This window comes from Falsiroseomonas sp., from assembly GCF_051859025.1.
Lineage (GTDB): Bacteria > Pseudomonadota > Alphaproteobacteria > Acetobacterales > Acetobacteraceae > Falsiroseomonas.
The window spans coordinates 445,438-472,038 of record NZ_JBHYGL010000001.1 but is presented as its reverse complement, the minus strand read 5'-3'; the positions used below and the strand labels follow the sequence as shown (position 1 = coordinate 472,038).

The 26,601-nt window shown below is 71.5% G+C and carries 33 protein-coding genes; 19 read left to right on the top strand and 14 right to left on the bottom strand.

Annotated elements, in window-relative coordinates:
- The first annotated feature begins 4 nt into the window (after positions 1 to 4).
- A complete protein-coding gene (locus ACTIE5_RS02390) occupies positions 5 to 379 on the top strand; it encodes a heavy metal-binding domain-containing protein (protein WP_439548090.1) in 375 nt (124 codons plus the stop codon).
- 24 nt (positions 380 to 403) lie between these two features.
- Here ACTIE5_RS02390 and speE read toward each other — a convergent pair whose 3' ends face one another.
- From speE to ACTIE5_RS02345, 9 genes are all read right to left on the bottom strand, one after another.
- Positions 404 to 1,270, bottom strand: a complete 867-nt coding sequence (speE, locus tag ACTIE5_RS02385; RefSeq protein WP_439548089.1) for a polyamine aminopropyltransferase — start codon at positions 1,268 to 1,270, stop codon at positions 404 to 406.
- Between the two features lie 88 nt (positions 1,271 to 1,358).
- Complete coding sequence (gene speD / locus ACTIE5_RS02380; RefSeq protein ID WP_439548088.1) at positions 1,359 to 1,805, bottom strand: adenosylmethionine decarboxylase; 447 nt, start codon at positions 1,803 to 1,805, stop codon at positions 1,359 to 1,361.
- A 190-nt stretch (positions 1,806 to 1,995) separates the two neighbouring features.
- Entirely contained in the window at positions 1,996 to 5,061 is a 3,066-nt protein-coding gene (locus tag ACTIE5_RS02375; protein ID WP_439548087.1) for a hypothetical protein, read from the bottom strand.
- Entirely contained in the window at positions 5,058 to 5,696 is a 639-nt protein-coding gene (locus tag ACTIE5_RS02370; RefSeq protein WP_439548086.1) for a protein phosphatase CheZ, read from the bottom strand. Before ACTIE5_RS02370 ends, ACTIE5_RS02375 begins: the two co-directional genes overlap by 4 nt.
- Entirely contained in the window at positions 5,689 to 6,069 is a 381-nt protein-coding gene (locus ACTIE5_RS02365; RefSeq protein WP_092961395.1) for a chemotaxis response regulator CheY, read from the bottom strand. The genes ACTIE5_RS02370 and ACTIE5_RS02365 overlap by 8 nt, the downstream gene beginning before the upstream one ends.
- Positions 6,070 to 6,127: 58 nt before the next feature.
- Entirely contained in the window at positions 6,128 to 6,805 is a 678-nt protein-coding gene (locus tag ACTIE5_RS02360) for a MotE family protein (protein ID WP_439548085.1), read from the bottom strand.
- A gap of 1 nt (position 6,806) precedes the next feature.
- Positions 6,807 to 7,274 carry a DUF6468 domain-containing protein gene (locus tag ACTIE5_RS02355; protein WP_439548084.1) on the bottom strand — a complete coding sequence of 156 codons (468 nt, stop codon included), beginning with the start codon at positions 7,272 to 7,274 and terminating at the stop codon, positions 6,807 to 6,809.
- Entirely contained in the window at positions 7,271 to 8,350 is a 1,080-nt protein-coding gene (gene fliM / locus ACTIE5_RS02350) for a flagellar motor switch protein FliM (RefSeq protein ID WP_439548083.1), read from the bottom strand. The genes ACTIE5_RS02355 and fliM overlap by 4 nt, the downstream gene beginning before the upstream one ends.
- Positions 8,347 to 8,880, bottom strand: a complete 534-nt coding sequence (locus ACTIE5_RS02345; protein ID WP_439548082.1) for a flagellar basal body-associated FliL family protein — start codon at positions 8,878 to 8,880, stop codon at positions 8,347 to 8,349. The genes fliM and ACTIE5_RS02345 overlap by 4 nt, the downstream gene beginning before the upstream one ends.
- 281 nt (positions 8,881 to 9,161) lie before the next feature.
- On the opposite strand from ACTIE5_RS02345, the gene ACTIE5_RS02340 reads away from it, so the two are divergent.
- From ACTIE5_RS02340 to ACTIE5_RS02320, 5 genes are all read left to right on the top strand, one after another.
- The gene (locus ACTIE5_RS02340) at positions 9,162 to 9,908 is read left to right on the top strand and encodes a flagellar hook-basal body complex protein (RefSeq protein ID WP_439548081.1); all 747 of its coding nucleotides are present in this window, start codon (positions 9,162 to 9,164) and stop codon (positions 9,906 to 9,908) included.
- 56 nt (positions 9,909 to 9,964) lie between these two features.
- A complete protein-coding gene (gene flgG / locus ACTIE5_RS02335; RefSeq protein WP_092961401.1) occupies positions 9,965 to 10,750 on the top strand; it encodes a flagellar basal-body rod protein FlgG in 786 nt (261 codons plus the stop codon).
- Between the two features lie 5 nt (positions 10,751 to 10,755).
- Complete coding sequence (gene flgA / locus ACTIE5_RS02330) at positions 10,756 to 11,676, top strand: flagellar basal body P-ring formation chaperone FlgA (RefSeq protein ID WP_439548080.1); 921 nt, start codon at positions 10,756 to 10,758, stop codon at positions 11,674 to 11,676.
- Positions 11,673 to 12,398 (top strand): flagellar basal body L-ring protein FlgH, encoded by a 726-nt coding sequence (flgH, locus tag ACTIE5_RS02325; RefSeq protein ID WP_439548079.1) that lies wholly within the window; start codon positions 11,673 to 11,675, stop codon positions 12,396 to 12,398. Before flgA ends, flgH begins: the two co-directional genes overlap by 4 nt.
- 172 nt (positions 12,399 to 12,570) lie before the next feature.
- A complete protein-coding gene (locus ACTIE5_RS02320) occupies positions 12,571 to 13,296 on the top strand; it encodes an SOS response-associated peptidase (protein WP_439548078.1) in 726 nt (241 codons plus the stop codon).
- Between the two features lie 54 nt (positions 13,297 to 13,350).
- On the opposite strand, the gene dksA is transcribed toward ACTIE5_RS02320, so the two are convergent.
- Positions 13,351 to 13,767, bottom strand: coding sequence for an RNA polymerase-binding protein DksA (gene dksA, locus ACTIE5_RS02315; protein ID WP_092961405.1), 417 nt, complete (start codon positions 13,765 to 13,767; stop codon positions 13,351 to 13,353).
- A gap of 171 nt (positions 13,768 to 13,938) precedes the next feature.
- The gene (locus ACTIE5_RS02310) at positions 13,939 to 14,352 is read right to left on the bottom strand and encodes a flagellar assembly protein FliX (RefSeq protein ID WP_439548077.1); all 414 of its coding nucleotides are present in this window, start codon (positions 14,350 to 14,352) and stop codon (positions 13,939 to 13,941) included.
- A gap of 221 nt (positions 14,353 to 14,573) precedes the next feature.
- Here ACTIE5_RS02310 and ACTIE5_RS02305 point away from each other — a divergent pair, with 221 nt between their 5' ends.
- The 12 genes from ACTIE5_RS02305 (at position 14,574) to otnC (ending at position 23,572) form a co-directional block, all read left to right on the top strand.
- Positions 14,574 to 15,686: a flagellar basal body P-ring protein FlgI gene (locus ACTIE5_RS02305; protein WP_439548076.1), complete on the top strand. Its 1,113-nt coding sequence runs from the start codon at positions 14,574 to 14,576 to the stop codon at positions 15,684 to 15,686.
- Between the two features lie 2 nt (positions 15,687 to 15,688).
- Positions 15,689 to 16,018 carry a rod-binding protein gene (locus ACTIE5_RS02300; protein ID WP_439548075.1) on the top strand — a complete coding sequence of 110 codons (330 nt, stop codon included), beginning with the start codon at positions 15,689 to 15,691 and terminating at the stop codon, positions 16,016 to 16,018.
- A gap of 2 nt (positions 16,019 to 16,020) precedes the next feature.
- Positions 16,021 to 16,416, top strand: coding sequence for a hypothetical protein (locus ACTIE5_RS02295; protein WP_439548074.1), 396 nt, complete (start codon positions 16,021 to 16,023; stop codon positions 16,414 to 16,416).
- Positions 16,417 to 16,477: 61 nt separating this feature from the next.
- Positions 16,478 to 17,032 (top strand): hypothetical protein, encoded by a 555-nt coding sequence (locus ACTIE5_RS02290; RefSeq protein WP_439548073.1) that lies wholly within the window; start codon positions 16,478 to 16,480, stop codon positions 17,030 to 17,032.
- The gene (locus ACTIE5_RS02285; protein WP_439548072.1) at positions 17,029 to 17,541 is read left to right on the top strand and encodes a hypothetical protein; all 513 of its coding nucleotides are present in this window, start codon (positions 17,029 to 17,031) and stop codon (positions 17,539 to 17,541) included. The genes ACTIE5_RS02290 and ACTIE5_RS02285 overlap by 4 nt, the downstream gene beginning before the upstream one ends.
- 45 nt (positions 17,542 to 17,586) lie before the next feature.
- The gene (locus ACTIE5_RS02280; protein WP_439548641.1) at positions 17,587 to 18,372 is read left to right on the top strand and encodes a RibD family protein; all 786 of its coding nucleotides are present in this window, start codon (positions 17,587 to 17,589) and stop codon (positions 18,370 to 18,372) included.
- A complete protein-coding gene (locus ACTIE5_RS02275) occupies positions 18,369 to 19,346 on the top strand; it encodes a dehydrogenase (protein ID WP_439548071.1) in 978 nt (325 codons plus the stop codon). Before ACTIE5_RS02280 ends, ACTIE5_RS02275 begins: the two co-directional genes overlap by 4 nt.
- A gap of 17 nt (positions 19,347 to 19,363) precedes the next feature.
- Positions 19,364 to 19,762, top strand: coding sequence for a 6-pyruvoyl trahydropterin synthase family protein (locus ACTIE5_RS02270; RefSeq protein WP_164692692.1), 399 nt, complete (start codon positions 19,364 to 19,366; stop codon positions 19,760 to 19,762).
- Positions 19,763 to 19,765: 3 nt separating this feature from the next.
- Positions 19,766 to 20,803 carry a glycosyltransferase family 4 protein gene (locus ACTIE5_RS02265; protein WP_439548070.1) on the top strand — a complete coding sequence of 346 codons (1,038 nt, stop codon included), beginning with the start codon at positions 19,766 to 19,768 and terminating at the stop codon, positions 20,801 to 20,803.
- Entirely contained in the window at positions 20,803 to 21,681 is an 879-nt protein-coding gene (locus tag ACTIE5_RS02260) for a class I SAM-dependent methyltransferase (RefSeq protein WP_439548069.1), read from the top strand. The genes ACTIE5_RS02265 and ACTIE5_RS02260 overlap by 1 nt, the downstream gene beginning before the upstream one ends.
- A 3-nt stretch (positions 21,682 to 21,684) precedes the next feature.
- A complete protein-coding gene (gene otnK, locus ACTIE5_RS02255; RefSeq protein ID WP_439548068.1) occupies positions 21,685 to 22,944 on the top strand; it encodes a 3-oxo-tetronate kinase in 1,260 nt (419 codons plus the stop codon).
- The gene (gene otnC, locus ACTIE5_RS02250; protein ID WP_439548067.1) at positions 22,937 to 23,572 is read left to right on the top strand and encodes a 3-oxo-tetronate 4-phosphate decarboxylase; all 636 of its coding nucleotides are present in this window, start codon (positions 22,937 to 22,939) and stop codon (positions 23,570 to 23,572) included. Before otnK ends, otnC begins: the two co-directional genes overlap by 8 nt.
- A 3-nt stretch (positions 23,573 to 23,575) precedes the next feature.
- Here otnC and ACTIE5_RS02245 read toward each other — a convergent pair whose 3' ends face one another.
- Both ACTIE5_RS02245 and ACTIE5_RS02240 read right to left on the bottom strand, forming a co-directional pair.
- Positions 23,576 to 24,043: a GNAT family N-acetyltransferase gene (locus ACTIE5_RS02245; protein WP_439548066.1), complete on the bottom strand. Its 468-nt coding sequence runs from the start codon at positions 24,041 to 24,043 to the stop codon at positions 23,576 to 23,578.
- Positions 24,044 to 24,119: 76 nt separating this feature from the next.
- Positions 24,120 to 24,746 carry a histone H1-like repetitive region-containing protein gene (locus ACTIE5_RS02240; RefSeq protein ID WP_439548065.1) on the bottom strand — a complete coding sequence of 209 codons (627 nt, stop codon included), beginning with the start codon at positions 24,744 to 24,746 and terminating at the stop codon, positions 24,120 to 24,122.
- A gap of 252 nt (positions 24,747 to 24,998) precedes the next feature.
- Between ACTIE5_RS02240 and ACTIE5_RS02235 the strand changes: the two genes are divergently transcribed.
- Positions 24,999 to 25,160 carry a hypothetical protein gene (locus ACTIE5_RS02235; RefSeq protein ID WP_439548064.1) on the top strand — a complete coding sequence of 54 codons (162 nt, stop codon included), beginning with the start codon at positions 24,999 to 25,001 and terminating at the stop codon, positions 25,158 to 25,160.
- Positions 25,161 to 25,416: 256 nt separating this feature from the next.
- Here the strand turns inward: ACTIE5_RS02235 and ACTIE5_RS02230 are convergent, their stop codons facing one another.
- Entirely contained in the window at positions 25,417 to 26,550 is a 1,134-nt protein-coding gene (locus tag ACTIE5_RS02230) for a bifunctional 2-methylcitrate synthase/citrate synthase (protein ID WP_439548063.1), read from the bottom strand.
- Positions 26,551 to 26,601 lie beyond the last annotated feature (51 nt).

Genomic DNA, 26,601 nt, shown 5'->3' with positions numbered 1-26,601 from the left:
CGGCATGATCTTCACCACCACCAGCACGGTCGAGGGAAGGGAGGTCGATCGCTATCTCGGCGTCGTCTTCGGGGATGCCGTGCTCGGCGTGAATGTCTTCAAGGATCTGCTCGGCGGGCTGCGCGACATCCTGGGCGGCCGGTCGGGCACCTATGAACGGGAACTGGGATCGGCGCGCGATACGGCGCTGGCCAATCTCAGCCAGCAGGCCGCCGCCGTAGGGGCGGATGCCGTGCTCGGCATCGACATCGACTATGAGGTGCTGGGCAGCAGCAACGGCATGCTGATGGTCAGCGCATCCGGCACCGCGGTGAAGCTGAAGCCGGGCCCGGGCACCGCCGGCGCCAGCGCCACACCCTGGGGCCGCGCGCCCGGATAGCCGGACACGCGGTGCCGGGGCGTTTCAGCGCGGCAGGTTGATGCTGATGTAGGGCGGCAGGTTGAAGGCGCCCACATGGATTTCCGGCGTCCAGTAGCGGGTGGTGTCCAGCACCCCCGCGACATCGGCGCGGCGGCGGATCTCCTCCGCCGGCACCTGCCGCAGCGATGCATCCTTCGCCGCCCAACCCAGCGTCATGAAGCCGCCGACATAGGTCGGCACCGCCGCCACATAGGCCCAGTTGTCCGGGAAGGACCTGGCGCGGCGCAGAGCCGTCTCCCGCAGCTCATCGGCCTGCATCGCCGGCACGCCGCACTGGTTCACGATCAGCCCGCGATCGGACAGCAGGCGCGCGGCATTGGCGTAGAACTCGTCGGTGAACAGCACCTCGCCCACGCCGATCGGGTCCGTGCTGTCCACGATCACGACATCGAAGCTGCCCGCTTCCGCCTGCCGCACATAGTCGATGCCGTCGCCCACGATCACCTGCGCGCGCGGGTCGGTCCAGGCGTCGCCCGCGATGCCGGGCATGAATTCCTTGGCAAGGCGGATGACCTCCCCATCGATCTCCACCATCACGGCCTTCTCCACCGTGCGATGCTGCAGCACGCGCTTCAGCACGCCACCATCGCCCGCGCCGATGATCAGCACGCGCTTCGCGTCGCCATGCGCCAGCAGCGGCACATGCGCGATCATCTCCTGGTAGACGAACTCATCCATCTCCGTGATCTGGACGACGCCGTCGAGGAGCATGACGCGGCCATGCGTGAAGCTCTCGAACACCATGATGTCCTGGAAATCGGACTTCACGCGCGCAAGTTCGCGCTTCACGAGGAAGCGCTGGCCCCATTCGGGGTAGAGCGTCTCATTCACCCAGGTGTCGGTCGGCATGGTCTGGTCCGGGACTGGCGGCGGGGGGACAAGAAGAAGGGGGCGGGCCCTGCGGCCCGCCCCCGGCAGCGACGAACGGCCAGGCCGTTCAGCCGATCAGGCCGCGCTTGTGCTCGGCGAGCTGAACGCGCTCCGCGAGGAAGCCCTTCTTGAGGGCCGGCAGGGCCTTGTAGGGATCGCAGTCGCCGCAGACGAAGATGTCGAGCGCGGCGTAGTCGCGTTCCGGCCAGGTGTGGATCGACACATGGCTCTCCGCGAGCACCAGAACACCGCTCACGCCGCCATTCGGCGAGAAGTGGTGGAAGTGCCCGTGCAGGATGGTGGCGCCCGTGGCGAGCGCACCCTCCCGCAGGACCGCATCGATGTGGTCCGGGTCGTCAAGATTGGTGGCGCCCCACAGATCAATGATCAGGTGGGTACCCGCGTAGCGGACGCCATTGCGGTGGACGAAGTAGTCCTTCGTCTCACGAATCTCATCGGTCTGGGCGTCGCTCGGGGAATCCGAGACCATCCCCAGTTGGACGAGAGCTTCCATAGTTAGGGCTCCTTCCAGCCAGCAGATGACCAGGGTGATCGAACTTCGATCGGGTCAACGGCGCGCGCATATGAGGCATAGAGGGGGGGGGCGCAAGCGAAATCGGACCCCAGGGGTCCGAAAAAATGCGGGTTCCCCCCCGGGGGTAGCGCGACACTCCGATTGTGACACCCCGGGGGCAACAAGAAGATTATCGGGTCACGGGGCCGCTTTCCCGCAACCCGTCCAGCCGGCCGGGCAGCAGGCGCGCAACATCCAGTTCCTGCCGAAGCCGCGGCAGGTCATCCAGCCCCGCGATGCGCGCAGCCGTGATGACACCGAAGGCTTCTTCCAGCGGGCCGCCGGCCATGCGCGGTTGTTCCGCATCCCGCAGCGCGGCCAGCGCCGATTCGTCATTGGCTAGCGCCAGCAGCGCCGCCGTGCGCGCGATCAGCGGCCGGTGCTCCGGCGCCAGCGGCGTGCCCGCGGGCGGCAGCACGGCAGCCAGGTGCGCCTGCATCGCGGCGGCGGCGCCCGCCCAATCCTGCTGCTCCGCCAGCAGCGCGGCCAGTTCCGGCGCCGCCTGCGGCCCGGCCTCGCGGTAGCGCGCCACCGCCTCCTGCGCACGGCCCGCCCGGGCCAGCGCGCGGGCTTCCAGCATCCGGCGATCCTGCACCAGCGCCGGCGGAAGGCCGGGCGCCGCCGTTTCCTCCAGCGCCGCGATCGCGCCAGGCGCATCGCCGGCGCCGAGCGCCAGGTTGGCCAGCCGCACGCCGATGCGCGCCCGCGCCTCCGCCCCCGCCGCGCGCGCGACGGCGCGCCTCAGCACATGCGTCGCACGATCCACGAGATCCAACGCCGCGAGGCGATCGGCCAGCGAGCCCAGCGCCTGTTCCGTGCCCTCTCCCGGTGGCAGCAACTCGATATGGGAATCGAACAGCGCCACCGCCTGCACCGGGGGTTCCCGCGCGATGGCACCGACCAGCGCCTGCGCCTGACGCGGACGGATGGTCGAGGCCAGGTCAGGGAAGATCGTCTCCGTCTCCCGCAGCAGGTCGAAGGCGCCGCGCGGATCACCCGCGGCTTCCTTCAGCTCCGCCAGCCGCAGCCGCGCATCGCTTTCCAGCGCGTCGCCCCGCCAGGCCGCCAGCGAGGTTTCCAGCGCCGCGGCCGCGCCGGCCGCATCGATCCGCCCGGTGGCGAGGCGCAGCTCCGCCGCGCGCCGCATCGCGATCGCCCGCGCGCGCCGGTCCCGCCCGGCGATCAGCGCGTCGTAGCCCGCCAGCGCGGCATCGACATCCCCGCCCGCCTCCGCGATGCGCGCCCGTGGCAAAGCCAGGCCCGGGTCATCCGCTTCGCGCGCCGCCACCAGGCGGCGGGCGGCCGCGATCTCCCCCTGCTCCGCCAGCGCTTCCGCCGCCATCGGCAGCAGCCGCGCCAGAAGGGGCTCGGGGTAGGACAGCATCAGGGGCAGCGTGGCCGCCACGGCGGCGCCACCAGGCGCGGCACCTGCCTGGCCGCGCGCCATGGCGAGCAGCCCGCGCCACATCGCCAACTCGTCGCTGTCGGGGCCGGGATGGTCGAGGCCCGTCGCCTCCGCCACCCGGCCCGACATCAGCGCGCTGGCGCCATGCAAGGCGCGGGCGCGCTGGGTCTCCGCCAGGCGCGGATCGTCGCGCATCGCGAGCATCGCCATGGATTGCGCTTCCTGCGGCAGGCCAAGCGCCAGCAGCGCCTCCGCATGGCGCAGCCGCGCGGGGCCGCGGGCCAGTGGCGGCGCGGCGGCCACCGCGCCGGCGGCGTTGCGCACGCGTTCCTGCAGCGCCACGGGCGGTTCCGCCGGCAGGTCGAACAGGCGGGACATGGCGGCGGCGGCGCTGGTCGCGGCCGGCGGGTCCTGCCCCAGCACCAGCGGCGCCCCGGGCGCACCGGCCGCGATGAAGCGATCCTCCCGCGCCACCAGGGTCACGGCATCGGATCGCGGCAGCAGCGCGGCGCCGAGGCGCGTCGGCAGCAGGTCGAAGGCTGCGCCACGTCGGCCGAGCGGCACGGCCTCCGCGCCCCCCTTCACGGTGCCGACCAGCAGCAGGCTGCCGGTTTCGGGATCGACGACGGTCACGCTCGCGCCTGCCTGAGCGGCGCGCAGCATGATCCGCGGCGGCGGGCCGGGTTCGAGTTCGGGCAGGATCGACCGCAGCGCCATCGGTTCCGCCGGCGAATCGATGATCCAGGCCGGGCCTTCCCGCCGCAGGCGCGGCGCGGCGAAGGCGGCCAGCGGCAGGCGGAGCGTCGTCGATTGCGGATTCGTCGAAACCTCGCTGCCCGCCAGCGCCGCCTGGGATGCGAGGGGCGAGAGATCGAGCGCGAGCGGCGCATCGAGCACCATCACCCAGGACTGCCCGCGCCGGAACAGCGCGGCGCCGGTCCCGGCGGGGCTCGGCACCACGATCCCGGGCCCGGCGAGGAGCCGGACCGGCGTGCCGCGCGGCGCCGGCGGGGGCGTCGCCGCCTGCGGCGCGGTACCAGGCGCCGCCTGCGGCGCGGTACCAGGCGCCGCCTGCGGCGCGGTGCCAGGGGCCGGGAGGGCCTGCTGGGCCACCGGAACCACCGGCGCGGTCGCGATGGGCAGGTTGGGCGGCGTGCCGCCCGCCGCCCGAGGCGCGGCCGGCGGGCGAAGGACATCCGGCGCACGGGCCGGCGCGGCTTCCGCGATACGCGGCGCAGCCTGGGCGGCCGGCCGGGCCGATGGCGTGGGGATGGGCGGCGCCGGGGGCGGCGGGGGCGGAATGGCCGCCTGGCGTTGCGGCACGGCCTGCCGGGGCGGGGCCTCAGAATCAGCCTGCGCGGCTGCCGCCGGATTAGCTTGCGCGGCTGCCGCCCGATTAGCTTGCGCGGCTGCCACCGCGGGGGTCGGCACCGGCGCCGCCGTCTCGCCGGGATTCATCACATCGACGATGATCCGGTTGCCCAGCCGGAAATGCCGGGCACGCGCACCGGGGACGAGGGTGAATTCCGCCACCTCCCCCTCCACCGCCAGGCCCCGGAGGTTGCGCACTGGCCGGCTGGCGGCGCCGTTCTCGAAGGCCGCCGGGGCGGCGAAGCGGAGCGTCAGTTTCCCCTCCGCCTCCTCCACCCGGTAGCCGACCTGCCGCGGCCAGTCGAACACCACCCGTCCATGCGTCGCGTGGTCCCCGACCCGGATCGGCACCCTGTCCTGCGCCGCCACGGGAAGGGCGGGCAGGATCAGGCACAGCAGCGTGGCGGCCTGGCGGATCAATCGAAATCCGCCAGCAGCTTGTCGATGTCGGCCTGGCTGACACCGGCGCCGGGAAGCTGCGGCCCGTTCGCCAGCCGCCGCCCTTCCGTCTCCGATGCCGCAGCCGCCGGCTTGGGCGGTGGCGGGGCCGATGCCGGCAGGGAATGGCCGGCGGCGACGGCGCTGAAGCGCTCCGTCACCTGCGCCACCCGCTCCTCGATCGCCTTCAGCGCCGTCACCACCTTGCCGATGCGCTGGCCGGTGATGTCCTGGAAGCTGCAGGCCTCGTAGATGCGGGTGATGGCGCCGGACAGCGCCTCCGCCTCCCCGCCCCCCACGCGCCCGGCCACCCCCTCCAGAACCTCGCAGCAATCGAGAATCTCGTTGGTGGCCTGCGCCGTGTGGCCGACGATCGCATCCAGCTCATCCGTCGCGGACGGGATGTGGCTGATGTTGATGTCGTCCACGCGAAGGGAGGCGATCTCCTCCTTCGCCCGCGCGACGGTGCGGCCGAGCCCTTCGAGCTCCGCCAGCAGCGCCGCCTCTGTCGCCGTCAGGTCGCCGGCCATGCTGCCCAGCACGGCCCGCACGGCGGCATCGATCCGCGCCTCCTCGGGCGTGGCGCCGGCGTGCGCCGGCGCGATTCCGTCAGGCATGGACCATGACCTTCTCGATCTTCTCGCGCAGCGTCTCCGCGTTGAAGGGCTTGACGATGTAGTTGGACACGCCGGCCTGCTTGGCGGCGACCACGTTCTCCGTCTTGCTCTCCGCCGTGATCATGATGAAGGGCGTGTTCTTCAGCCGCGCATCGGCCCGCACTTCCTTCAGCAGGTCGAGGCCCGTCATCGGCGCCATGTTCCAGTCGCTGATGACCAGGCCGAAATTGCCGGCGCGCATCTTGGCCAGCGCCTCGGACCCGTCCGTCGCTTCCTCGACATTCTCGAAGTCGAGCTGCTTCAGCAGGTTCCGGATGATGCGCAGCATCGTCTTGTAGTCGTCCACGATCAGCACCGGTGTATTCTTGTCCATCGGCCTCGCGCCCCTGTTTCCCGTCGAATGTCCCGTCGATCCGCCATTCTGGCGCCAGTCACCGCACGGTCGGCCGCTCGGCGCGCAGGCGCGCCAGCTCCGCCGTCAGCAGCCTCGCCCGGTCGGGGCGCATCGCGCCCATGACCGGGGATGCCTTCGCTTCCCGCATCCGGTCCACGATGCGGACCAGCACGGGCATCTCCAGCTCATCGAAGATCGTCGCCGCATCGCGCGGGCGCATCCCTTCGTAGAGTTTCACCAGGCCGCGCAGCCCCGCTTCCTCGCGCTCCGCGCGGTCGCGTTCCAGGGCCTCCAGCCTTTGCTGCAGCGCGGAGAGTTCCTGCACCCGCTGCGCCAGCCGGCGCTCCGCGGCCGCCACCACCGTCTCCCGCGCCACGGCCTGCTGTTCGCGCGCCTCGATCTCCGCGCGCCGCGCGCGCAGCGCTTCCAGCACCGCGCGTTCCGCCTGCTGTTCCGGCGTCGGCCCCGGCGCGGCCTGCTGGGGCGCCGGGGCGGCAGGTTGGCCAGCGGGTTGGCCAGCGGGCGGCGTCGCGGGCGTCGCCGCGCGCGTCGGCTCCGCCGGGGCGGGGGTGGAAGCGCGGGCCGTGCCGATGGCGCCGGGGGATCCCGGTTCCATCCGGACCAGCCGGTCGATCTTGGCCACCACCAGCACGCCGGCCAGCACGGCGGCGATCGGCATCAGGCGCAAGCGCGGCAGGGACAGGCGGCGGATCATCTCAGCGCGCCTCCCGCAGCGCGCGCAGCAATTCACGCTCCGCCTCGCTCCGCGGCATGATGCCGCCAAGCGGGCCGGTTGGGGATGTGGCGGGCCGCGGCGCCTGGGGTTCCGGCGCCCGGTCCGGCATCCCACTCGCGATCGGGCGCGCGGCGCGCACCAGGCCGTCCAGCCGGTCCGCCAGCGATTCCGCCCGTTCGGCAAGGTAGCGCAGGTCGTCGCGCAGCGGCTCCGCCACCGCGACCTTCTCCGCCACCGAACGCCCGGCCTGTTCGGCGGTGGCGCGCAGCCGCGTCAGCGCCGCTTCCGCCGCCTCCGTCGCCTCCGCCATCCCCGCGGCGCCGTTGGTCACGGCGGCACCTTCCCGCCGCAGGGCGGCGATCTGGCGTTCCAGCCGCCAGGCGAAGGGAACGGCGACCGCCAGCAGCAGCAGCAGCGCCCCCTGCGCCAGCCATTCGATCGCGCTCATGCGCCCTCCCCCACCACCGGCCGGCGGCGTTCGCGTTCGATGCGCACGGCCAGGCGGTTTTCCCGCCGGCCCAGCTGCGCCTCGAACAGCGCGATCTCCCCGCAGCGCAGCCGCACCGGCGCGCCGGGGGGGGAGGAGAGCGTGAAGCTGTCACCCACATTCAGCCGCAGGATCTGCGACAGCGGCATGGTCTGCTCATCCAGCACCACATCCAGCGAGACGTCGGTCTGGCGCAATTCCTCCGCCAGGTGGGTTTCCCAGATGCTGTCGCGGCCGAAGCGTTCGCCCATGAACTGCTGCAGCAGCAATTCGCGCACGGGCTCCAGCGTGGCGTAGGGCAGCAGCACCTCGATCCGCCCGCCGCGATCCTCCATGTCCACCCGCATGCGCCCGAGCACGGCGGCGTTGGACAGGCGGGAAATGGCGGCGAAGCGTGGGTTCACCTCCAGCCGCTCGAACCGGAAATCCACGGGGCAGAGCGGTTCGAACGCCGCGCGCAGATCGCCCAGCACCACGCCGATCAGGCGTTCCACCAGCGTGCGCTCGATGGTCGTGTAGGGACGGCCTTCGATGCGCATGGCCGCGGTGCCGCGGCGGCCGCCCAGCAACACGTCCACGATGGAATAGATCAGGCTGCTGTCGACGACGATCAGGCCGTAATTGTCCCACTGCTCCGCCTTGAACACCGCCAGCATGGCCGGCAGCGGGATGGAGTTCAGGTAGTCCCCGAAGCGCAGCGACGTCATCGCATCGATGGAGATGTCGACGTTGTCGGAGGTGAAGTTGCGCAGCGTCGTGGACATCAGCCGCACCAGGCGATCGAAGACGATCTCCAGCATCGGCAGGCGTTCATACTGCACCAGGCCGGCGGAGATGATCCGCTCGATCCCCGTCTCCGCCTGGTCCCGCGATGGCCCGGATTCGAAGCCGAGCAGGCTGTCGATCTCGGCCTGGTTCAGGACGCGCGCGGCATCGGCGGGCAGCGGGGCGGCTGCCTCCTCCTCCGGCTGTGCGCCTTCCTCCTCCAGCGCCGCGCCCCAGGCGGCGGCGAGGTCATCATCCTCCGTCCCGCTCATTGGACCAGCATCTCCACGAACAGGACGTCGGTGATGCGTGCGGGGGCGGCGGCCAGGTTGGCGCGGGCGATCAATTCCTCCCGCAGCCGATGGGTCCCGGCGCTGCCGCGCAGTTCCTCCGGCCGCACTTCCCGCAGATAGGTCTGGAACAGATCCTGCAGCCGCGGCATGGCGGCCTGGACGACGGCCGTATCCTCCGCCCGGCTGATCTCGATCTTGGCGCGCAGCCGCACGAAGCTCGCGCGGCGACCCGGCACGTTCAGATTGGCCACGATCTCCGGCAGGTCCACGAAGGCAGGTGGGCTGCGCGGCGGGGGCGCGGGCTCGGCCGCCACCTCCGCGACCGGCTCGGGCGGTGGGCCCATGCCGAGCAGCTTCGGCAGGATGCCGGTGAACCAGAGCCCCGCCCCCACGCCGATGAGAAGCAGCAAGGGCAGCAGGATAAGCAGCAGCTTCTTCTTGCCGCCCTTCTTTGCGGCCGGCGAATCGCCTTCCGCCGCCTCCGCCTTGGCTGGTGCTGCCGCCGCCATCCTGTCGCCCGCGTCCTTCTGCCTGCGCGCCACATGTCCGGCACGCACCGCGTGCCGTCTGCCCAGCGCGCCTTGCGCGCCGCCGCCACCCGGTGGGGGGACGGAGGCGCACCATCGCCGGTCCGGCTTAAGGAAGGATTGCGATCGTGCCGGTGGCGGACAGGCCTGCCGGGCGCAAGGCGATTTTCTCCGCCCCCGGGCAAGCCTTGCCGGGCAACAGGGGCCGCGGCGCTGGCACGGGCCTTGCGGCAGGGCCCGCATCTGAATCGCGGAGTTCCCCCATGGACAGCCCCGGCTACATCGTCCTGTCCCGCCTGGTGGCCCAGGCGCGAGCCAATGCGGTCACGGCGAACAACATCGCCAATGCGGACACGCCGGCCTTCCGCGGATCCCGCCCGCTGTTCTCCACCGTGCTGGAACGCCAGCGGGGCACTGACCTGCCCCCGGGCGCGCGGGAAGTATCCTTCACCCAGGACCGCGCCACCTGGCGGGACGACCGCGCCGGCCCCCTGGCCACCACGGGCAATCCGCTCGATGTCGCGATCTCCGCCCCCGAGGGCTATTTCGTGGTCGACACGGCGCGGGGGGAGCGCTTCACCCGCGCCGGCCGCTTCGTGCTGGATGGCCAGGGCCAGGTGGTGGACCAGGACGGCAACGCCGTGCAGGGCGCCAATGGCCGGCCGCTGCGGATCGGCCCGGGCGAAAGCCGCATCGACGTGCTGTCGGACGGCACGCTGCGGACGGAAAACGGCGACGCCGGCCAGTTCCGCATCGTCCGCTTCGACGACACCCAGCGCCTGACCGCTGAGGGCGATCGCCTGCTGTCGGCACCGGAGACGATGCAGCCCCGTCGCGTCGACGCCCCCGGCCTGGTCCAGGGCGCGGTGGAGGGCAGCAACGTCCGCCCCATCACCGAACTGACGCGGATGACGGAGGAGCTGCGCGAATTCCAGTTCGTCACGCAGATGGCGGAGAAGGAAGGGGAGCGTCTTGGCACCGCCGTCGAACGCATCCTGAAGCGCCGATGACCCGCACGACAATCATGAACGACGCACCCACGCCACCGGCGAAGGATTCCTGAACCATGCGCAGCCTTCACATTGCTGGTACTGGTATGATGGCCCAGCAGACCAACGTCGAGGTCATCTCCAACAACATCGCGAATATGAGCACGACGGGCTACAAGCGCCGCCGCGCCGAATTCCAGGACCTGATCTACCAGAACCTCCGCCGCGTCGGATCGCAGAGCGCGGATACCGGCAGCGTCCTGCCCTCCGGCGCGCAGGTCGGCCTCGGCGTGAAGACGGGCGCGGTCTATCGCATCTCCGAACAGGGCAGCCTGTCGCAGACCGAGAACCGCTTCGACCTCGCCATCCGCGGAAATGGCTATTTCCAGGTGGCCCTGCCTTCCGGCGAGACCGCCTATACCCGCGACGGCACCTTCGCCCTCTCGCCCGAAGGCGTGATGGTCACGGCCGATGGCTTCGTCGTGCAGCCCGGCATCACCATCCCCGCCGCCGCGCGCGACGTGACCATCAATTCCAGCGGCGAGGTCTTCGCCAAGCTCGATGGCCAGGTGGCACCGCAGAATGTGGGCCAGATCCAGCTCGCGATCTTCGCGAACGAGACGGGGCTCGAGGCCATCGGCGACAACCTGCTGATGGCCACCCCGGGATCGGGCGCCGCCCAGGCCGCGGCCCCCGGGTCCCCCGGCTACGGCCAGGTGCTGCAGGGCTTCGTCGAGACATCCAACGTGAACGTGGTGCAGGAGATCACGAACCTCATCACCGCCCAGCGCGCCTATGAGATGAACAGCCGCGTCATCTCCGCCAGCGACGAGATGCTCTCCACCCTGACGCGGCTGCGGTGACGGCGATGCGGGTCCTCCTGTTCTTCCTGCTGCTGCTTACCGCCCCCGCGGCCGCGCAGGACAATGCCGTCATCAAGCCCCTGTCGATGGTCGACGACGCCGTGGTACGCCTGTCCGACCTGTTCGAGACATCGGGGCCGCGCGCCGGCGTCGTGCTCGGCCCCGCCCCCGCCCCCGGCCAGCGCCAGGTGGTGGAGGCCGCGCAGCTTCTGGCGATCGCGCGCCAGAACGGCATCGCCTGGCGGCCGACCGGCGGCGCGGACCGCGTGGTGCTGGAACGCCCCGGCCGCGCAGTGGAACGGGAGGAAGTGCTGGCCCTGCTGCGCCCCGCGCTCCGCGGCCAGGGCGTGGAGGCGGAGGCGGAGATGGAACTGCTGAACTTCAGCGCGCCGCTGGTGCCGCTGGCGGCCTTTCCGCAGATCGCGGTCGAACAGGTCTCCATGGACAGCGTGACGCAGCGCTTCTCCGCGACTCTGGTAGTGGCGGCGGATGGCATGGCGACGCAGCGCCAGCGCATCATGGGCCGCGTCCAGCCCACCGTGCCCGTGCTGGTGGCCGCACGCCGCCTCGCGATCGGGGAGGTACTGGGCCCGCATGACGTCCGCCTGGTGCGCCTGCCCGCCGGGCGCATCCGCCCCGGCGTGGCGGAGCGGCCGGACCAGGCGCTGGGCCAGGCCGTGCGCCGTCCCACCGCCGCGGAACAGCCGCTGATGCTGGCGGACCTCACGCAACCCCTGGCGGTGGAACGGGGATCGACGGTGACGATGCTCTACGACATTCCCGGCATGGCGCTGACGGCCCAGGGCCGGGCCATGGAGGGCGCCGCCCGGGGCGCGGTGGTGCCGGTGATGAACCTCGGCAGCCGCATCGTGGTGGAGGCGCAGGTGATCGCCCCCGGCCGCGTCCGCGTGGGGCCGGGCCGATGAAGGCGCGCCTCGCCCTGCTCGCCCTGCTGGCGCTGCCGGCCTGCGAGCGCCTGTCCGAGGTGGGCCGCCCGCCGGCCATGGCCGCGATCGAGAACCCGACCGCCGATCCGCGCTGGCGCCCCGTCTCCATGCCCATGCCGGCGCCGCAGGACCCGACCTCCGGCGCCAACAGCCTCTGGCGCCAGGGCAGCCGCACCTTCCTGCGCGACCAGCGCGCGGCCTCGGTGGGGGATCTGGTGACGGTGCTGGTCTCCATCGCGGATGAAGCCTCGCTGCAGAACCGGACGGAGCGGGAGCGGGACGGCACGGACACGCTCGGCCTGCCGCGGCTGCTGGGCCTGGAGACGTCGCTGACGCGCCTGCTGCCCAACGCGATCGATCCCAGCGCGCTTGTGCAGACCAATGGCGCGCAGACCAGCACGGGCAACGGCACGGTGCGGCGGACGGAGACGGTGACGCTGCGCGTGGCGGCGACGGTGGCGCAGGTACTGCCCAACGGGAATTTGGTGGTGGCAGGCCGGCAGCAGGTGCGGGTGAATGCCGAACTGCGGGACCTCCAGGTCTCCGGCATCATCCGGCCGCAGGACATCGCCAGCGACAACACGGTGAAGCATGACCGGCTGGCGGAAGCGCGCATCGCCTATGGCGGCCGCGGCACGCTGTCGGACCTGCAGCAGCCGCGGATCGGGCAGCAGATCCTGGATATCATCCTGCCGTTCTGACGCGTGCCGACGGACGCTTGGGGGGTCTACGGGGGGCTGGCCCCCCGTTCCGCCCCGCACGTAGGGTTGGCGTCGCGGCTACGTGCGGGGCGGAAAATCGGCTTGGGGCTCGCCCCCCGTTCCGCCCCGATTGTAGGGTTGGCGTCGCGGCTACAGTCGGGGCGGACAAATCATGTGCGGGCGATTCTTCTTGCAGCGGGACCCCGCGGGGCTGGCGCGGTACTTCGAGACGCAGAACCCCACGCCGAACCACCGCGCGTCCTGGAACATCGCCGTCACGCAGGAAAGCCTGGTGGTGCGCCGCCATCCCGAAGGCGCGCGGCACCTGGATTCGCTGCGATGGGGGCTGGTGCCGTCCTGGGCCAAGGACAGCAAGGACGCGGCGAAGCTGATGAACGCCCGCGCCGACGGCATCGCCGAAAAGCCGTCCTTCCGCGAAGCCTTCCGCAAGCGCCGCTGCCTGGTGCCGATGGACGGCTTCTACGAATGGCGGAAGGCGGAGGACGACACCAAGCAGGCCTATGCCGTGGCTATGGCCACCGGTGAACCGATGGCGGTCGCCGGGCTGTGGGAAGGCTGGAAGCAGCCCGACGGCACCTGGCTTCGCACCTTCACCGTCATCACGACGGAGGCGAATGAGAAGCAGGCCCTGGTGCATCACCGCATGCCGGTGATCCTGCCGCCGGAGGTCTGGGACGCCTGGCTGGGCGCCGAACCGGCGGAGCCGGAAGACCTGCTTGAATTGCTGGTGCCCTGCCCGGCCGAGGAACTGGCGATCTGGCCGGTGGACAACCGCGTGGGCAAGGTGGCTGAGAACGATCCCCGCCTGCTGCGGCGCGACCCATCGGCCAGCCCCCCGCCGGAGCTGGACGACGCACCGCCCGACCTGGCTGGCTGACCCGCCTCCCCCACCGCGCCCGCCGCGCAAAGGGGGGTTGGGCCAGCCGGCCCCTCAATCGTCGCGGTGAACGCGTTCCATGCGCTCGTGGCGCTCCTGCGCCTCGATGCTCAGGGTCGCGATCGGCCGGGCTTCGAGGCGGCGCAGCCCGATCGGCTCCCCCGTCTCCTCGCAGTATCCGTAGGTGCCGTTCTCCACGCGCTCCAGCGCCTGGTCGATCTTGGAGATCAGCTTGCGGGCGCGATCACGGGTGCGCAGCTCCAGCGCGCGGTCCGTCTCGACGCTCGCGCGGTCGGTCAGGTCGGCTTCGATGATGCCGCCCTGGCCCATGGAGGACAGGGTCTCGCCCGCCTCCCTCAGCAGGTCACCCCGCCACTTCAACAGCTTCTGCCGGAAATACTCCAGCTGAAGGGGGTTCATGAATTCTTCGTCGCTCGACGGACGGTAGTCCGGCGGCAGGGTTACGAGCATGGCTTACTTCCCCAACCTTCGCCGCCCCAGGCCCGGCGCCCCGGTAGGCGAAAGCGGGCGGACCATAGTGTCGGCCATGGGTGGTGGGCAAGTCGTCATTTGCACGCAAGCCCCTGATGTTTGCCCCTTTTTCAGATTGATGAATCGTATGCGGCAGGTTCGCGTCGTGGTTCAGCGCCGCCCGCGCCGCGCCAATTCGACCCGCACGCGCACCGCGACCTCCGCCATCAGGGCGGCCAGCGCGGGCTCCAGCCCCGCCTGGCTGTCGCCGCCCAGCCGCGAAAGCCGTTCCAACCCAGCGGGATTTGCTGAACCGTCCAGCAGCGCGAGTTGCAGGCCGCGCAGGTCATCCAGCGCCTCCGTCGCCTGGCGCCGCGCGCGGGCAGCGCGTTCCTCCACCGGCACGGCGGCCCCGGATTCCTGAAGGGCGAGCAGGCTGCCCGGCGGCGCCGCGGCGCCCGCGGCCCCGGCTTCCCGTGCGGAGTCGCTGCCGGCTGCGGCCAGCCCGAAGCCCCCCGCCCCGGGCCGCGCCCGCCCGCGCCCCACCGCCCCCATCGCCCCCGACCGCACCGGTCCCACCGCCATCACCCAGTCCTCCACGCCTTCTGCGTCACGCCTTATGGGCCCCGCCTTATGGGCCAACCGCCTTTTGCCGCCCGGGGTGCAAGCCCTGCCCCGCCCCGGCAAACCCTGCCGCCCCAACCCCGTCCCAGGGCTGGCACGCCGCTTGCCCTTCACACCCCGCGTCCCGCCACCAGGACGGCGGCGGCACGGAGGAGAGCGTGGCGACAAAACATTGCCCGAGGATGAGCACGGCGCGGTGCGTGGTTGCCACGCTGCTGCTCATCCTCCTCATCCTTGCCCCGTCCCTTGCTGGAGCGCAGGTCCGCATCAAGGACATCGCGGATGTCGAGGGCGTCCGCGACAACCAGCTGGTCGGCTACGGCCTGGTCGTCGGGCTCAACGGCACCGGGGACCGGCTGCGCAGCGCCGTCTTCACCCGGCAATCGCTGATCGGCGTGCTGGAACGCCTGGGCGTCAACACGCGGGACCAGGAACGCCAGCTGGATACGCGGAACGTCGCGGCGGTGATGGTCACAGCCAATCTGCCGCCCTTCAGCCGCACCGGGTCGCGCATCGACATCGCCGTCTCGACGCTCGGCGATGCCACCAACCTCACAGGCGGCACGCTGCTGGTCACGCCGCTGCTTGGCGCGGATGGAGAGGTCTATGCGGTGGCGCAGGGCGCCATCGTCACCGGTGCCGTCTCGGCCCGTGGTGCCGCCGGTTCCGTCACCCGCGGCGTGCCGACCGCCGGGCGCATCGCCAATGGCGCGACGGTGGAACGGGAGATCGCCTTCCGCTTCGCCGCCACGCCGCAGATGCGGCTCGCGCTTCGCAACCCGGACCTGACCACGGCGCGCCGCATGGCCGCCGCCATCAACCGGCTTGCCGGCGGCAGCGTCGCCACGGCCAACGACCCGCGCACCGTCACCATCAACATGGCCGGCCGCGATGCCGTGGGCTTCCTGGCGGAGATCGAGCAATTGCGCGTGACCCCAGACCAGATGGCGCGCGTGGTGATCGAGGAAGCGAGCGGCACGATCGTCATGGGCGCCAATGTCCGCGTCTCCACCGTCGCGATCGCGCAGGGCAACCTCACCATCCGCATCACCGAAACGCCGCAGGTCAGCCAGCCCAATGCGCTTTCGAACGGGGAGACCGTCGTCGTCCCCCGCACCAATGTCGAAGTGGATGACCAGGCGGAGCGCCGGCTTGGCATCCTCCGCGGTGGCGTGACGCTGGAGGAGCTGGTGCGCGGCCTCAACGGCCTCGGCGTCGGCCCGCGTGACCTGATCACCATCCTGCAGACCATCAAGGCCGCCGGCGCCCTGCAGGCCGAGCTGGAGGTGCGCTGACCATGCTGGCCCCGACCCCGATTGCCACCAGCGCCGCGCCGACCCTGGGGCGCACGCCGCCCACAGCCGCGGCGCTGCGCCGCGCGGCGATGGATTTCGAGGCCCAGGCCCTGGGCGCCCTGCTCCAGCCGATGTTCCAGGGGCTGGAGACGAAGGCCCCCTTCGGCGGCGGCGCCGCGGAAGCGCAATGGCGGCCGATGATGGTCGATGCCATCGCGAAGGATCTGGCACGCGCCGGCGGGCTCGGCCTGGCGGATGCGGTGCTGCGCGAACTCACCAGGCTGGCCGGCGTAGCGGGCCAGCCCACCACGACGGAGAGCACGACCCGATGACCATGATGCAACCCCTCCTGATCGCCGCGCAGCGCCTGGCGGAGGCACTGCGCGCGGAGAACGAGGCCCTGGCGAAGCTGGACCTTTCCGCCGCCGCCGCGCTGGCGGGGCCGAAGAAGCAGGCCTCCGACGCCTTCGCCGCGGCCTTCGATGCCGCCAGCCGCACCGGCGCGCAGACCGAGCCGCGCGACCGCGCGCGGGTGGAGGAACTGGCCGGCCGGCTGCGCGACCTGGGTGTCGAGAACCGCCGCCTGCTGGAACGCGCGATCGACCTGCAGTCCCGCGTCATCGAGACCATCGCCGGCGCCGCGCGCCCTGAACGCCCCGGTACCTATGGAGAGCGGGGCGGAACGCGGGAGGGAAGGCCGGCGCCCATCTCCCTCGCCTCCCGCGCCTGAGGCCCGCGCGGGCGCTGCCACATGGACAGCGCCCCTTTCGCGGCGCAGCATCGGCCCACCCATGCTGCGCCGCCACGCCACCTTCATCGTCATCTCCCTGCTCACGCTCTCCGCCGCCGTCGCGGTGCTGCTGCTGCGCGGGGAGGCCGCGTTCCGCCACGCGCTGGAAGCGACCTGGGGGCTGATCCTCACCGTCGCGCCCTCCATCATCGGCGGCCTGCTGCTTTCCGCGGCGCTGCGGCAATTGGTGCCGCCCGGGGCGCTGGCGCGCTGGATGGGGGCGGAATCCGGGCTGCGCGGCCTGCTGGTGGCGACGGCGGCGGGCATGGCGATGCCGGGCGGGCCGGTGGCGGCCTTCCCGGTCGTGCTGGTGCTGGCGCAGGCGGGGGCGGATCGCGGCGCGCTGATCGCCTTCGTGCTCGCCTGGTCGCTGAACGGCTTCCAGCGCATCCTGGTCTGGGAACTGCCGATCCTGGGCACGGATTTCGCGCTGCTGCGCCTGCTGTGCGGCCTGCCGCTGCCGGTGCTGGCCGGGCTTCTGGCGCGCTGGCTGCCGATCCGCTGGACGCCGGAGGATGCGCCCGCCTTCAAGCCTGCGCCGGACAAAGGGCAATGAGCGTCGGCGTGATCGGCATGTGGGTGCTGGCGCTCGGCGCCCTGTTCCTGTGCCTGCGCCGCAGCCCGAGTGTCGCCCGCCGCGCGGTGGGGGAGGCCGGCACATCGCTGACGCGCGTCGCGCCGGTGATGCTCATGGCGCTGCCCATGGCGGCCTTCGTCGCGGAACTCATCCCCGATGGCTGGGCGGAACGCTGGCTGGGCCCGGATAGCGGCGCCACCGGCGTGCTGCTGGCGACGCTGGCGGGCAGCGTGCTGCCGGGCGGGCCCTTCGTCGCCTTCCCGCTGGTGCTGGGTTTTCTCAAATCGGGCGCCGGGCCCGCGCAGATGGTGGCACTGATTTCCGGCTGGGCGGTGCTCGGCCTGCACCGGACGCTGTCATGGGAACTGCCGATCCTCGGTCCCCGCTTCATCCTGCTGCGCCTGTCCGCCAGCCTCGTGCTGCCGTTCCTGGCCGGCATGGCTGCGCAGGCGCTGCTGCCGTTCTTCCCAGGCGCCGCCATCCGCTGACGCGCCGTTGCGGTTATGCCGCCGCTTCGGCATAGCGTGGCGACGATGCACCAGCACACGACAAGCGACGAGGAAGCCTGGGCCGCGCTGCTGCGCGCGCGCGAAGGCGGGACCGTGCCTGCCGGTGCGCTCGGCGATCTCTTCGCGCCCCTCTTCGCCACGCCGCGGGCCGATGATGGCTGCATCGTGATCGGCCGCCTGGCGCAGACGCTGGATGGGCGCATCGCCTGCGCGAATGGCGCCAGCCAATGGATCGGCGGCCCCGGTGACATCCTGCACACCCATCGGCTGCGCGCGCTCTGCGACGTGGTGATGGTGGGTGCCGGCACGGTGCATCACGACGATCCCCGCCTGACGACGCGGGAAGCAACCGGCCCCAACCCCGTCCGCGTGGTGCTGGACCCCGCGCGCCGCCTGGCCGCCACGCACCGCGTCTTCACCGATGGCGCCACGCCGACGCTCCTTGTCACCGCCATCGATGGCAGCGCGACGCAGGGCCAGGCAGAGGTGCTGCGCATCGGCGATGGCATGATAGACCTGCACGCCCTGCTGCGGGCCCTTGCGGCACGCGGCCTGCGCCGCATCTTCGTCGAGGGCGGCGGCCGGACCGTCTCCGCCTTCCTCGCCGCCGGCTGCCTGGACCGCCTGCACCTCACCCTCGCGCCCGTGATCCTGGGCTCCGGCATCCCGGCCTTCTCGCTGCCGGAGGCCGTGCGGATGGACCAGGGGCTGCGCTTCCACTGGGCGGTGCACAAGATCGGCGAGGATCTGCTGTTCGACATCCCGCTCGGCCGCCGGCGCCCGGGCAGTTGCGAAGGTGCCGCGCGATGAAGGCCACCGCATTCTGGACCATCGCGCCAGGTCGCGGCGAATTGCGGGAACAGGACCTGGCCGTGCCCGGCCCGGACCAGGTGCTGGTGCACACCATCGCCACCGGCATCTCACGCGGCACGGAGCGCCTGGTCTTCGAAGGCCGCGTGCCGGAAAGCCAGTGGCCCGCCATGCGCGCGCCGCTGCAATACGGCGACTTCCCCTTTCCTCTCTCCTACGGCTACGCCGCCGTGGGGCGTGTGCGCGCGGGCGCGGAGGCATTGCTGGGCCGGCGCATCTTCTGCCTGCACCCGCACCACGACGCCTTCGTGGCGCCCGCCGCCATGTGCATCCCGATCCCCGACGCCGTGCCCGACCATCGCGCGGTGATGGCAGCGAACATGGAAACCGCGGTGAACGTGCTGTGGGATGCGCGCCCCATGGTCGGCGAACGCGTGCTGGTCGTGGGCGCCGGCGTGGTCGGGCTGCTCGCCACCTTCCTGCTCGCCCGCATCCCGGGCATCGACCTCGCGGTCTGCGACATCGATGAAGCCCGCCGCGCCACCGTCGAAAGCTTCGGCGCCCGCTTCTGCGCCCCCGATGAGGCACCGGGCGATCGCGACCTGGTCATCCATGCCTCCGCCAGCCCCGCCGGCCTGCGCCTCGCCCTCTCCCGCTGCGGGTTCGAGGGACGGGTGGTCGAGGCCTCCTGGTTCGGCGACAAGGAAGTGGCGCTGCCGCTGGGCGAGGCCTTCCACGCGAAGCGCCTGTCCATCATCTCCACCCAGGTCGGCCAGGTGGCGCCCGCGATGCGCGGCAGGCGCGGCTATGGCGACCGCCTGGCGCTGGCATTGTCGCTGTTGGGCGACGCGCGCCTCGATACGCTGCTCGGCCCCGGCATCCCGTTCAAGGATCTGCCGCAATCCCTCGGCAAGGTGCTGTCGCCACCTGCCGGTGACGCGCAGCCGCTCTGCCCCTTCGTCACCTATATATAAGTGAGAGACCGCGCCCGATGTTCAGCCTGACCGTCGTCGACCACATCATGATCGCGCACAGCTTCCGGGGCGATGCCTTCGGCCCTGCGCAGCGCCTGCACGGCGCCACCTTCATCGTGGAGGCCGAGTTCCGCGCGCCGAAGCTGGATGACCTGCATCTGCTGGTCGATATCGGCCTGGCGAAGGATCACCTGCGCGCCATCCTCGCGCCGATGGACTACCGCAACCTGGATGCGGAGCCGGTCTTCGCGGGCAAGAACACCACCACGGAATACCTGTGCCTGCATATCCACGGGCTGCTGGCACAGGCGTGCCGCGACGGCGTGCTGGGCGATGGCGGCAAGGCCGTCACGGGCCTCAAGATCCTGCTGCGCGAAAGCCACATCGCCTGGGCCGCCTTCGAGGGCCCGGTCTGATCCATGCAGATTGCCTTCCTCGTTCCCGGCCCCATCACCGCGATCTCCGGCGGCTACGGCTATGACCGCCGGCTGATCGAGGGCCTGCGCGCGCTGGGGCACGATGTCACGCTGCATGAACTCACCGGCCAGCATCCGCTGCCGGATGACGTCGCCCGGGACAGCGCGCGCGCCGCGCTGGCGCAGGTGCCAGCGGATGCGCGCATCGTGATCGACGGCCTCGGCCTGCCGGCCTTCGAGCCGCTGCTAGATGAGCTGGCGCGTCGCGGCGCCGTTGGCCTCATCCACCACCCGACAGCGCTGGAACACGGCAACCCCGGGCCCGTGCGCGATGCGCTGCGAACAGCGGAACAGGCGATCTTTCCGCGCCTCGGCCGCCTGGTCGCGACCAGCAACCTCACCGCCCGTCGCCTCGCGCCGGAATTCGGCGCGGACCCCGCGCGCATCGGCGTGGTGGAACCCGGCACCGATCCCGCAGCGCGCGGCAGCGGCTCCGGCGAGCCCGGCTGCGCCATCCTCGCCATCGGCACGCTGATCCCGCGCAAGGGGCATGACGTGCTGCTGCGCGCACTCGGCACGCTGCCGGACCTCGACTGGACGCTGACCATCGCCGGCGGCGCGCGCGACAAGGTGCATGCCGATGGCCTGGTCGCGCTGGCCGAGGAGTTGGGCATCGCCCAGCGCGTGACCTTCGCCGGCGAAGTCGCCGACATGGCGCCGCTCTGGGCGCGCGCCGACCTCTTCGCCCTCGCCACCCATTGGGAAGGCTACGGCATGGCGGCCGCCGAGGCTCTGGCCCGCGGCATCCCCGTTGCCATCACCGCCGGCGGCGCGATCGCGGAGGTCGTGCCCGTGGGCGCCGGAATCATCTCACCCCCCGGCGATGTCGTCTCCCTCGGCAAGGCGATGCGCCGCCCGATCTTCGACACCGAATTGCGGGCGGAGATGGCGGAAGCGGCGTGGGAGGCAGGCCAGCGCCTGCCGCGATGGGAGGACCGCGCCAGCGCCTTCATCGATGAGATCGGGAAGGCAGCGCACTGATGACCGAAACCTTCGACGGCGATTGGCTCGACCTGCGGGAGCCCTATGACGCCGCCGCGCGCAATGTGGCGTTGGCGCAGCAACTCGCCGCCGCCCTGCCCGCCCGCCCGCGCATCCTCGACCTCGGCGCCGGCACAGGTTCGCTGCTGCGCTGGATGGCCCATTTCATCGGCCGCGCCCAGGCCTGGACGCTGGTGGACGCCGATCCCGAACTGGTGGGCCGCGCGTTCGAGACGATTGCCGGCCGCGCCCTCGAAGCCGATTGGACCGTCACCTGGCCCGGTCGCAAGACGCTGCTGGTGCATTCCCCGCAGGGCGCCTGGCGCGTGGAGGCGCTGGTCGCCGATTTGCGGGAGGCACCGGACAACCTGCCGCTCGATCAGATGGACGCGGTCGTGAACACCGCGCTCTGCGACCTGGTGTCGGAGGAATGGGTGCAGCGCATCGCGGATGGCTGTGCCGAGCACCGCCTGCCCTTCTATGCCGCGCTGAACGTGACGGGGCGGGAGCGCTTCATGCCCTCCCACCCCGGCGATGCGCTGGTGGCCCGCGGCTTCGCGCGCGACCAACTGCGGGACAAGGGCTTCGGCGGCACCGCGCTTGGCGCCCGCGCACCCGCCGTGATCGCCGCGGCCTTCGAGGCGCATGGCTACACCGTGCACCGTGCGCCGAGCGATTGGGTGATCACACGCCGCGATGCCGCCATGGCCGCCGAGATCGCGGATGGCCACGCCCGTGCCGCGATGGACCACGAACGCCGCGACCGCGCGAAGCTGCTGGACTGGATGGTGGATCGCCGCGCCCAGGCCGGGCTGCTGCGCCTTTCCGTCCGCGTCGGTCACACCGACATCCTCTGCCTGCCGCCTGAAAAGGGTTAAGCGATGCCCCTCCTCCTCGGCTGCATTGCCGATGACTTCACCGGCGCGACCGACCTCGCCTCCATGCTCGTGCGCAACGGCATGGCGACGGTGCAGGTCATCGGCGTTCCCACCGGCCCGCTCCCGGAAGCCGATGCCATCGTCGTCGCGCTGAAATCCCGCACCACGCCCGCGCGCGACGCCATCGCCGAAAGCCTGGCGGCGGCCGATGCGCTGCTGGCCGCCGGCGCGAAGCAGCTATTCTTCAAATACTGCTCGACCTTCGACAGCACGGATGAAGGCAATATCGGCCCCGTCGCGGATGCGCTGCTGAAGCGGCTCGGTGCCGGCTTCGCCCTTGCCTGCCCCGCCTTCCCCGCCAACAACCGCAGCATCTACCAGGGCCATCTGTTCGTCGGCGCGCATCTGCTGAACGACAGCGGGATGGAGAACCACCCGCTGACGCCGATGAAGGACGCCAACCTGGTGCGCGTGCTGTCGCGCCAGACGGAGGGCTCGGTCGGCCTCGTCCCCTTCGCCGTCGTGGACCAGGGCGCGACCGCGATCCGCCAGGCGATGACGCGGCTCGCCGAGGGCGGCCGCCGCTACGCGATCGTTGACGCCACCAGCGACCAGCATCTGATGGCGATCGGGGAAGCCGCGGCGAGCCACGCGCTGATCACCGGCGGATCGGGCGTCGCCATGGGCCTGCCCGCGAATTTCCGTGCCAAGGGCCTGCTGCCGGAACGCCCGGACGCCGCCGATCTGCCCGCCGCCGGTGGCCTCTGCGCCGTCATCGCCGGCAGTTGTTCCCGCGCCACGCTCGGGCAGATCGGCTTCGCGCGGGATCACGCGCCGGTGCTCGAACTCGACGCGCTGGCTACGCCCGACCCTGCCGCGCTGGCGGCACAGGCGCTGGCCTGGGCGGACGGCAAGCTCGATGCCACGCGCCCCATCGTCATCGCTGCCTCCGCGCCGCCGGAACAGGTCGCCGCCCTCCAGGCCAGGCTCGGCCGCGATGCCGCGGGCGCGCTGGTGGAACACGCGCTTTCCGCCGTGGCGGAGGGCCTGGTGGCGCGTGGCGTGAAGCGGCTGGTGGTGGCGGGGGGCGAGACCTCCGGCGCCGTCGTCTCCCGCCTCGGCGTCACGACGCTGCGCATCGGGCAGGAGATCGACCCGGGCGTGCCCTGGACCTTCGCGGCCCCCATCGGCATCCACCTGGCGCTGAAATCCGGCAATTTCGGCGGCCGCGATTTCTTCCTGAAGGCGTTCGATCATGTCTGAGGGCGCGCTGCGGATTCAGTTGGCGGAACTCGCGAAGTCTCTTTTCGATCGCGGCTATTCCGTCGGCACCGCGGGCAACATCAGCGTCCGCCTGCCCGATGGCTACCTGATGACGCCGACGAACTCCTCCCTCGGCCGGCTCGACCCCGCGCGGATCAGTCGGCTCGATGCCGAATGGCGGCACATCGGCGGCGACAAGCCGTCCAAGGAGGTCTTCCTGCACCGCGCCGTGCTGACCGCGCGGCCGGAGGCGGGCGCGGTGGTGCACCTGCACTCCACCTATGCCACCGCCATCTCCTGCATCGCGCCGGAGGGCGGTGAAGCCGAGATCCCGCCGCTGACGCCCTACTTCGTCATGCGCATCGGCCGCCGCCTGCCCTGCGTGCCCTACTACCGCCCCGGCGACGCGGCGATGGAGGGTGACGTCCACCAGGCCGCGCTGGCCGCCAAGGCCCTGCTGCTGGCCAACCACGGCCCTGTCGTCAGCGGTGCCTCCCTGGTGGAGGCGGTGAATGCGGCGGAGGAGTTGGAGGAAGCCGCGCGCCTCGCGCTGCTGCTGCGGGATGTGCCCGGCGTGCGGAGCCTGACCGCCGCGCAGGTTGATGACCTGCTGAACACTTTCGGTTAGCCGCTATAGCGACGCCGCGGGATCGATCCTGATCACGTAGCTCCGCCAATCCGTGCGTTCCGCGATGCGTTCATACAGCGCGATCGCGGCCGCATCGCCTTCCGGCACGATCCAGCGCAGGTGGCTCCAGCCCCGCGCCTCCCCTTCCCGCACGGCGGCGGCAATCAGCGCGCGGGCGATGCCGCGGCCACGCGCCTCCGGCCGGACAAACAGGTCATCGAGGTTGCCGCAGCGCCGGGCGAAGACGACCTCCGGCAGGTCGAAGAGGATGGCGAAGCCCATCGCCTTCCCGTCCTCCTCCGCCAGCAGCACCTCCGCCGCCGGGTGGCTGGCCAGCAGGGCGGCCTGCGCTTCCGGCGACGCTGTCTCCGCCCCGTTCAGCACGGCGCGCATCTCGGCCGCGTACAGCGCCAGCAGCGGCGCCAGACGATGCCGCTGGTCGCGCGGCAGGGGTGCGATGGTGATCGTCACGTCAGGCCTCCAAACGCGAAAAGGGCGCCGCCCGCGTGATGCGGACGACGCCCCCTCGCCGGGATCGGCAGGCGTATTAGGAAGCGGATTCCGGCGTCGTGGCAGGGGCCGGGGCGGCGGCGGCAGCGGCCTTCTTCGCGGCGCGCGTGGCAGCGGCCTTCTTCGCGGCTTCGCTGCGCGCGGAGGGGGCAGCAGCCTTCTTCGCCGCGGCCTTCGGGGCGGCCTTGGGGGCAGCGGCCTTCTTCGGCGCGGCCTTCTTCACGGCAGCCTTCTTGGCGGCCGGCTTCTTGGCGACGGCCTTCTTCGGCGCGGCGGCCTTCTTGGCGGCGGGCTTCTTGGCGGCGGCCTTCTTGGGCGCGGCCTTCTTGGCGGCCGGCTTCTTGGCGGCGGCCTTCTTCGGCGCGGCCTTCTTCACGGCGGCCTTCTTCGGCGCGGCCTTCTTCGCGGCAGCCTTCTTCGGCGCGGCCTTCTTCGGCGCGGCCTTCTTCACGGCAGCCTTCTTTGGCGCGGCCTTCTTGGCAGCCGGCTTCTTGGTAGCGGCCTTCTTCGCTGCTGCCTTGGGGGCGGCCTTCTTGGCAGCCGGCTTCTTCGCGGCGGGCTTCTTCGCCGTCTTCTTCGCGGCGGCCATTGCCATCGCCTGGGCGCGCGGGGCTGCGACCTCGGTCTCGGTCTCGGTCTCGGTGGTCACGGTGGTGTCGGTCATGATGGTCAGGATCTCCGATCTTTTTCCGGTGATGGTGTTCCGGCGGTGATGGGTCCGCGCGGCTTGCGCCGTGTCGTGCCCGCGAAGGCAGTTCGAACCGTGCGGCTCCTGGTCGGCGCGGATCCCGTATCGCGCCATCCCGGTGCAGCCGCCGTCCCGCTTCCGCCGGCGCCGGTTCGGGGCGCGTTGTCCGCGGCATCACGCCGCGTCGCGCCCCTACCGGCTTCTCTCCCGCCAACGGCCTGCGCCACGATGGCGCTGGTCGCCCGCGCCGCGATGGCGCTGTTCAGCGGTGCGGAACATGGCGTGCTGTGCACGATCCCCTGCTCCACGAGCCTGCGGTCCATGGACCGATCCTTCCTGCTGCGCTGCACCGCCCGTGTGTTCTGCGTGGCGTCGTCGCCGCGAGGATGAAGCCGCCTCGGCGCCGACGCTCACGCGAATCGCGTCAAGCGATGCGTGCATCGTCACGCTATCCGTGTGTGCAACCTGCCTGTCAAACGAAAACGCACGAACGACGTGCAGCGATGTGCATCGCATGTGCAGTGACGTGCGGAGCGACGCATCCGAAGGCAGCGACGGATGCCGTTCATCGATGCGGAGAGACGGTCGCGTTGCCGCTTCTCCGCATCGGAAGACGCCGCGCGATCATGCCGCGCGGCGTCGTCGATCAGCGTTCGCCGATCGGCTTCACCGGCCGCTGCTCGACGCCGGTGTAGTGCGACAGCGGGCGGATCAGCCGGTTGTCGGCCGCCTGTTCGAACACATGTGCAGCCCAGCCCGTGATGCGGGAGCACACGAAGATCGGCGTGAACATCGGGATGTCGAAGCCCATGAGGTAGTAGGCAGGCCCCGCGGGGAAATCGAGGTTCGGGTGGATGTTCTTCACCCGCATCATCTTCGCGGCCAGCACGCGGCTGGTCTCCATCCACCGCCGGTCGCCGACCACCTCCGCCATCTTCTCGGCGTATTTGGTCATCGTGGGCACGCGGCTGTCACCGTTCTTGTAGACGCGGTGGCCGAAGCCCATCACCAGCGCCTTGTGGTCGAACTTCCCGTCCAGCCAGTTCTCCGCCGCCTCCGGGCTGCCGATCTCCGTCAGCATGTGCATCACCGCCTCATTCGCGCCGCCATGCAGCGGGCCCTTGAGCGCCGCGATGCCGGCCGCGATCGCGCCGTGGATGTCCGCCCCGGTGGAGGTGACGGTCCGCGCCGTGAAGGTGGAGGCGTTGAAGGTGTGCTCCGCGTAGAGGATCATCGAGACGTCGAAGGACTTGATGACCTCCTTCGCCGGCACCTTGCCGAAGACCAGGTGGAAGAAGTTCTCACAGAACGGGAGCGACGCGTCCGGCGCGATCGGCTCCAGCCCCTTGGACAGGCGGTTGGTCGCCGCCACCGCCGTCGGCAGCTTGGCCAGCAGGCGCATCGCCTTCCGCCGCTGCGCGGCGTCCGACACATCGGCCGCCTCCGGATCCTCCGCCCCCATGAAGGACACGGCGGTACGGATCGCGTCCATCGGGTGCGCGTCCTTCGGAATCTCCCGCAGCACCCGCAGCATGGCGGGGGACAGGGCGCGGTTCGCCCGCTCCTCCGCCTGGAAGGCCGCCAGCTGCTGCGCGTTCGGCAGTTCGCCGTTCCACAGCAGGTAGGCCACCTCCTCGAAGTTGCTCTCCTCGCAGAGGTCCTGCACGGCATAGCCGCGATAGGTCAGGCTGTTCGTCTCCGGCATCACCTTGGAGACGCTGGAGACGTCGGCATAGACGCCGACCAGGCCCTTGTAGAGGGTCGGTGTGGCTTCACTCATGGCTTCACTCCCCTTGCCGCATCGCGGGCGGAACGCGGGGTTCCGCCCGCG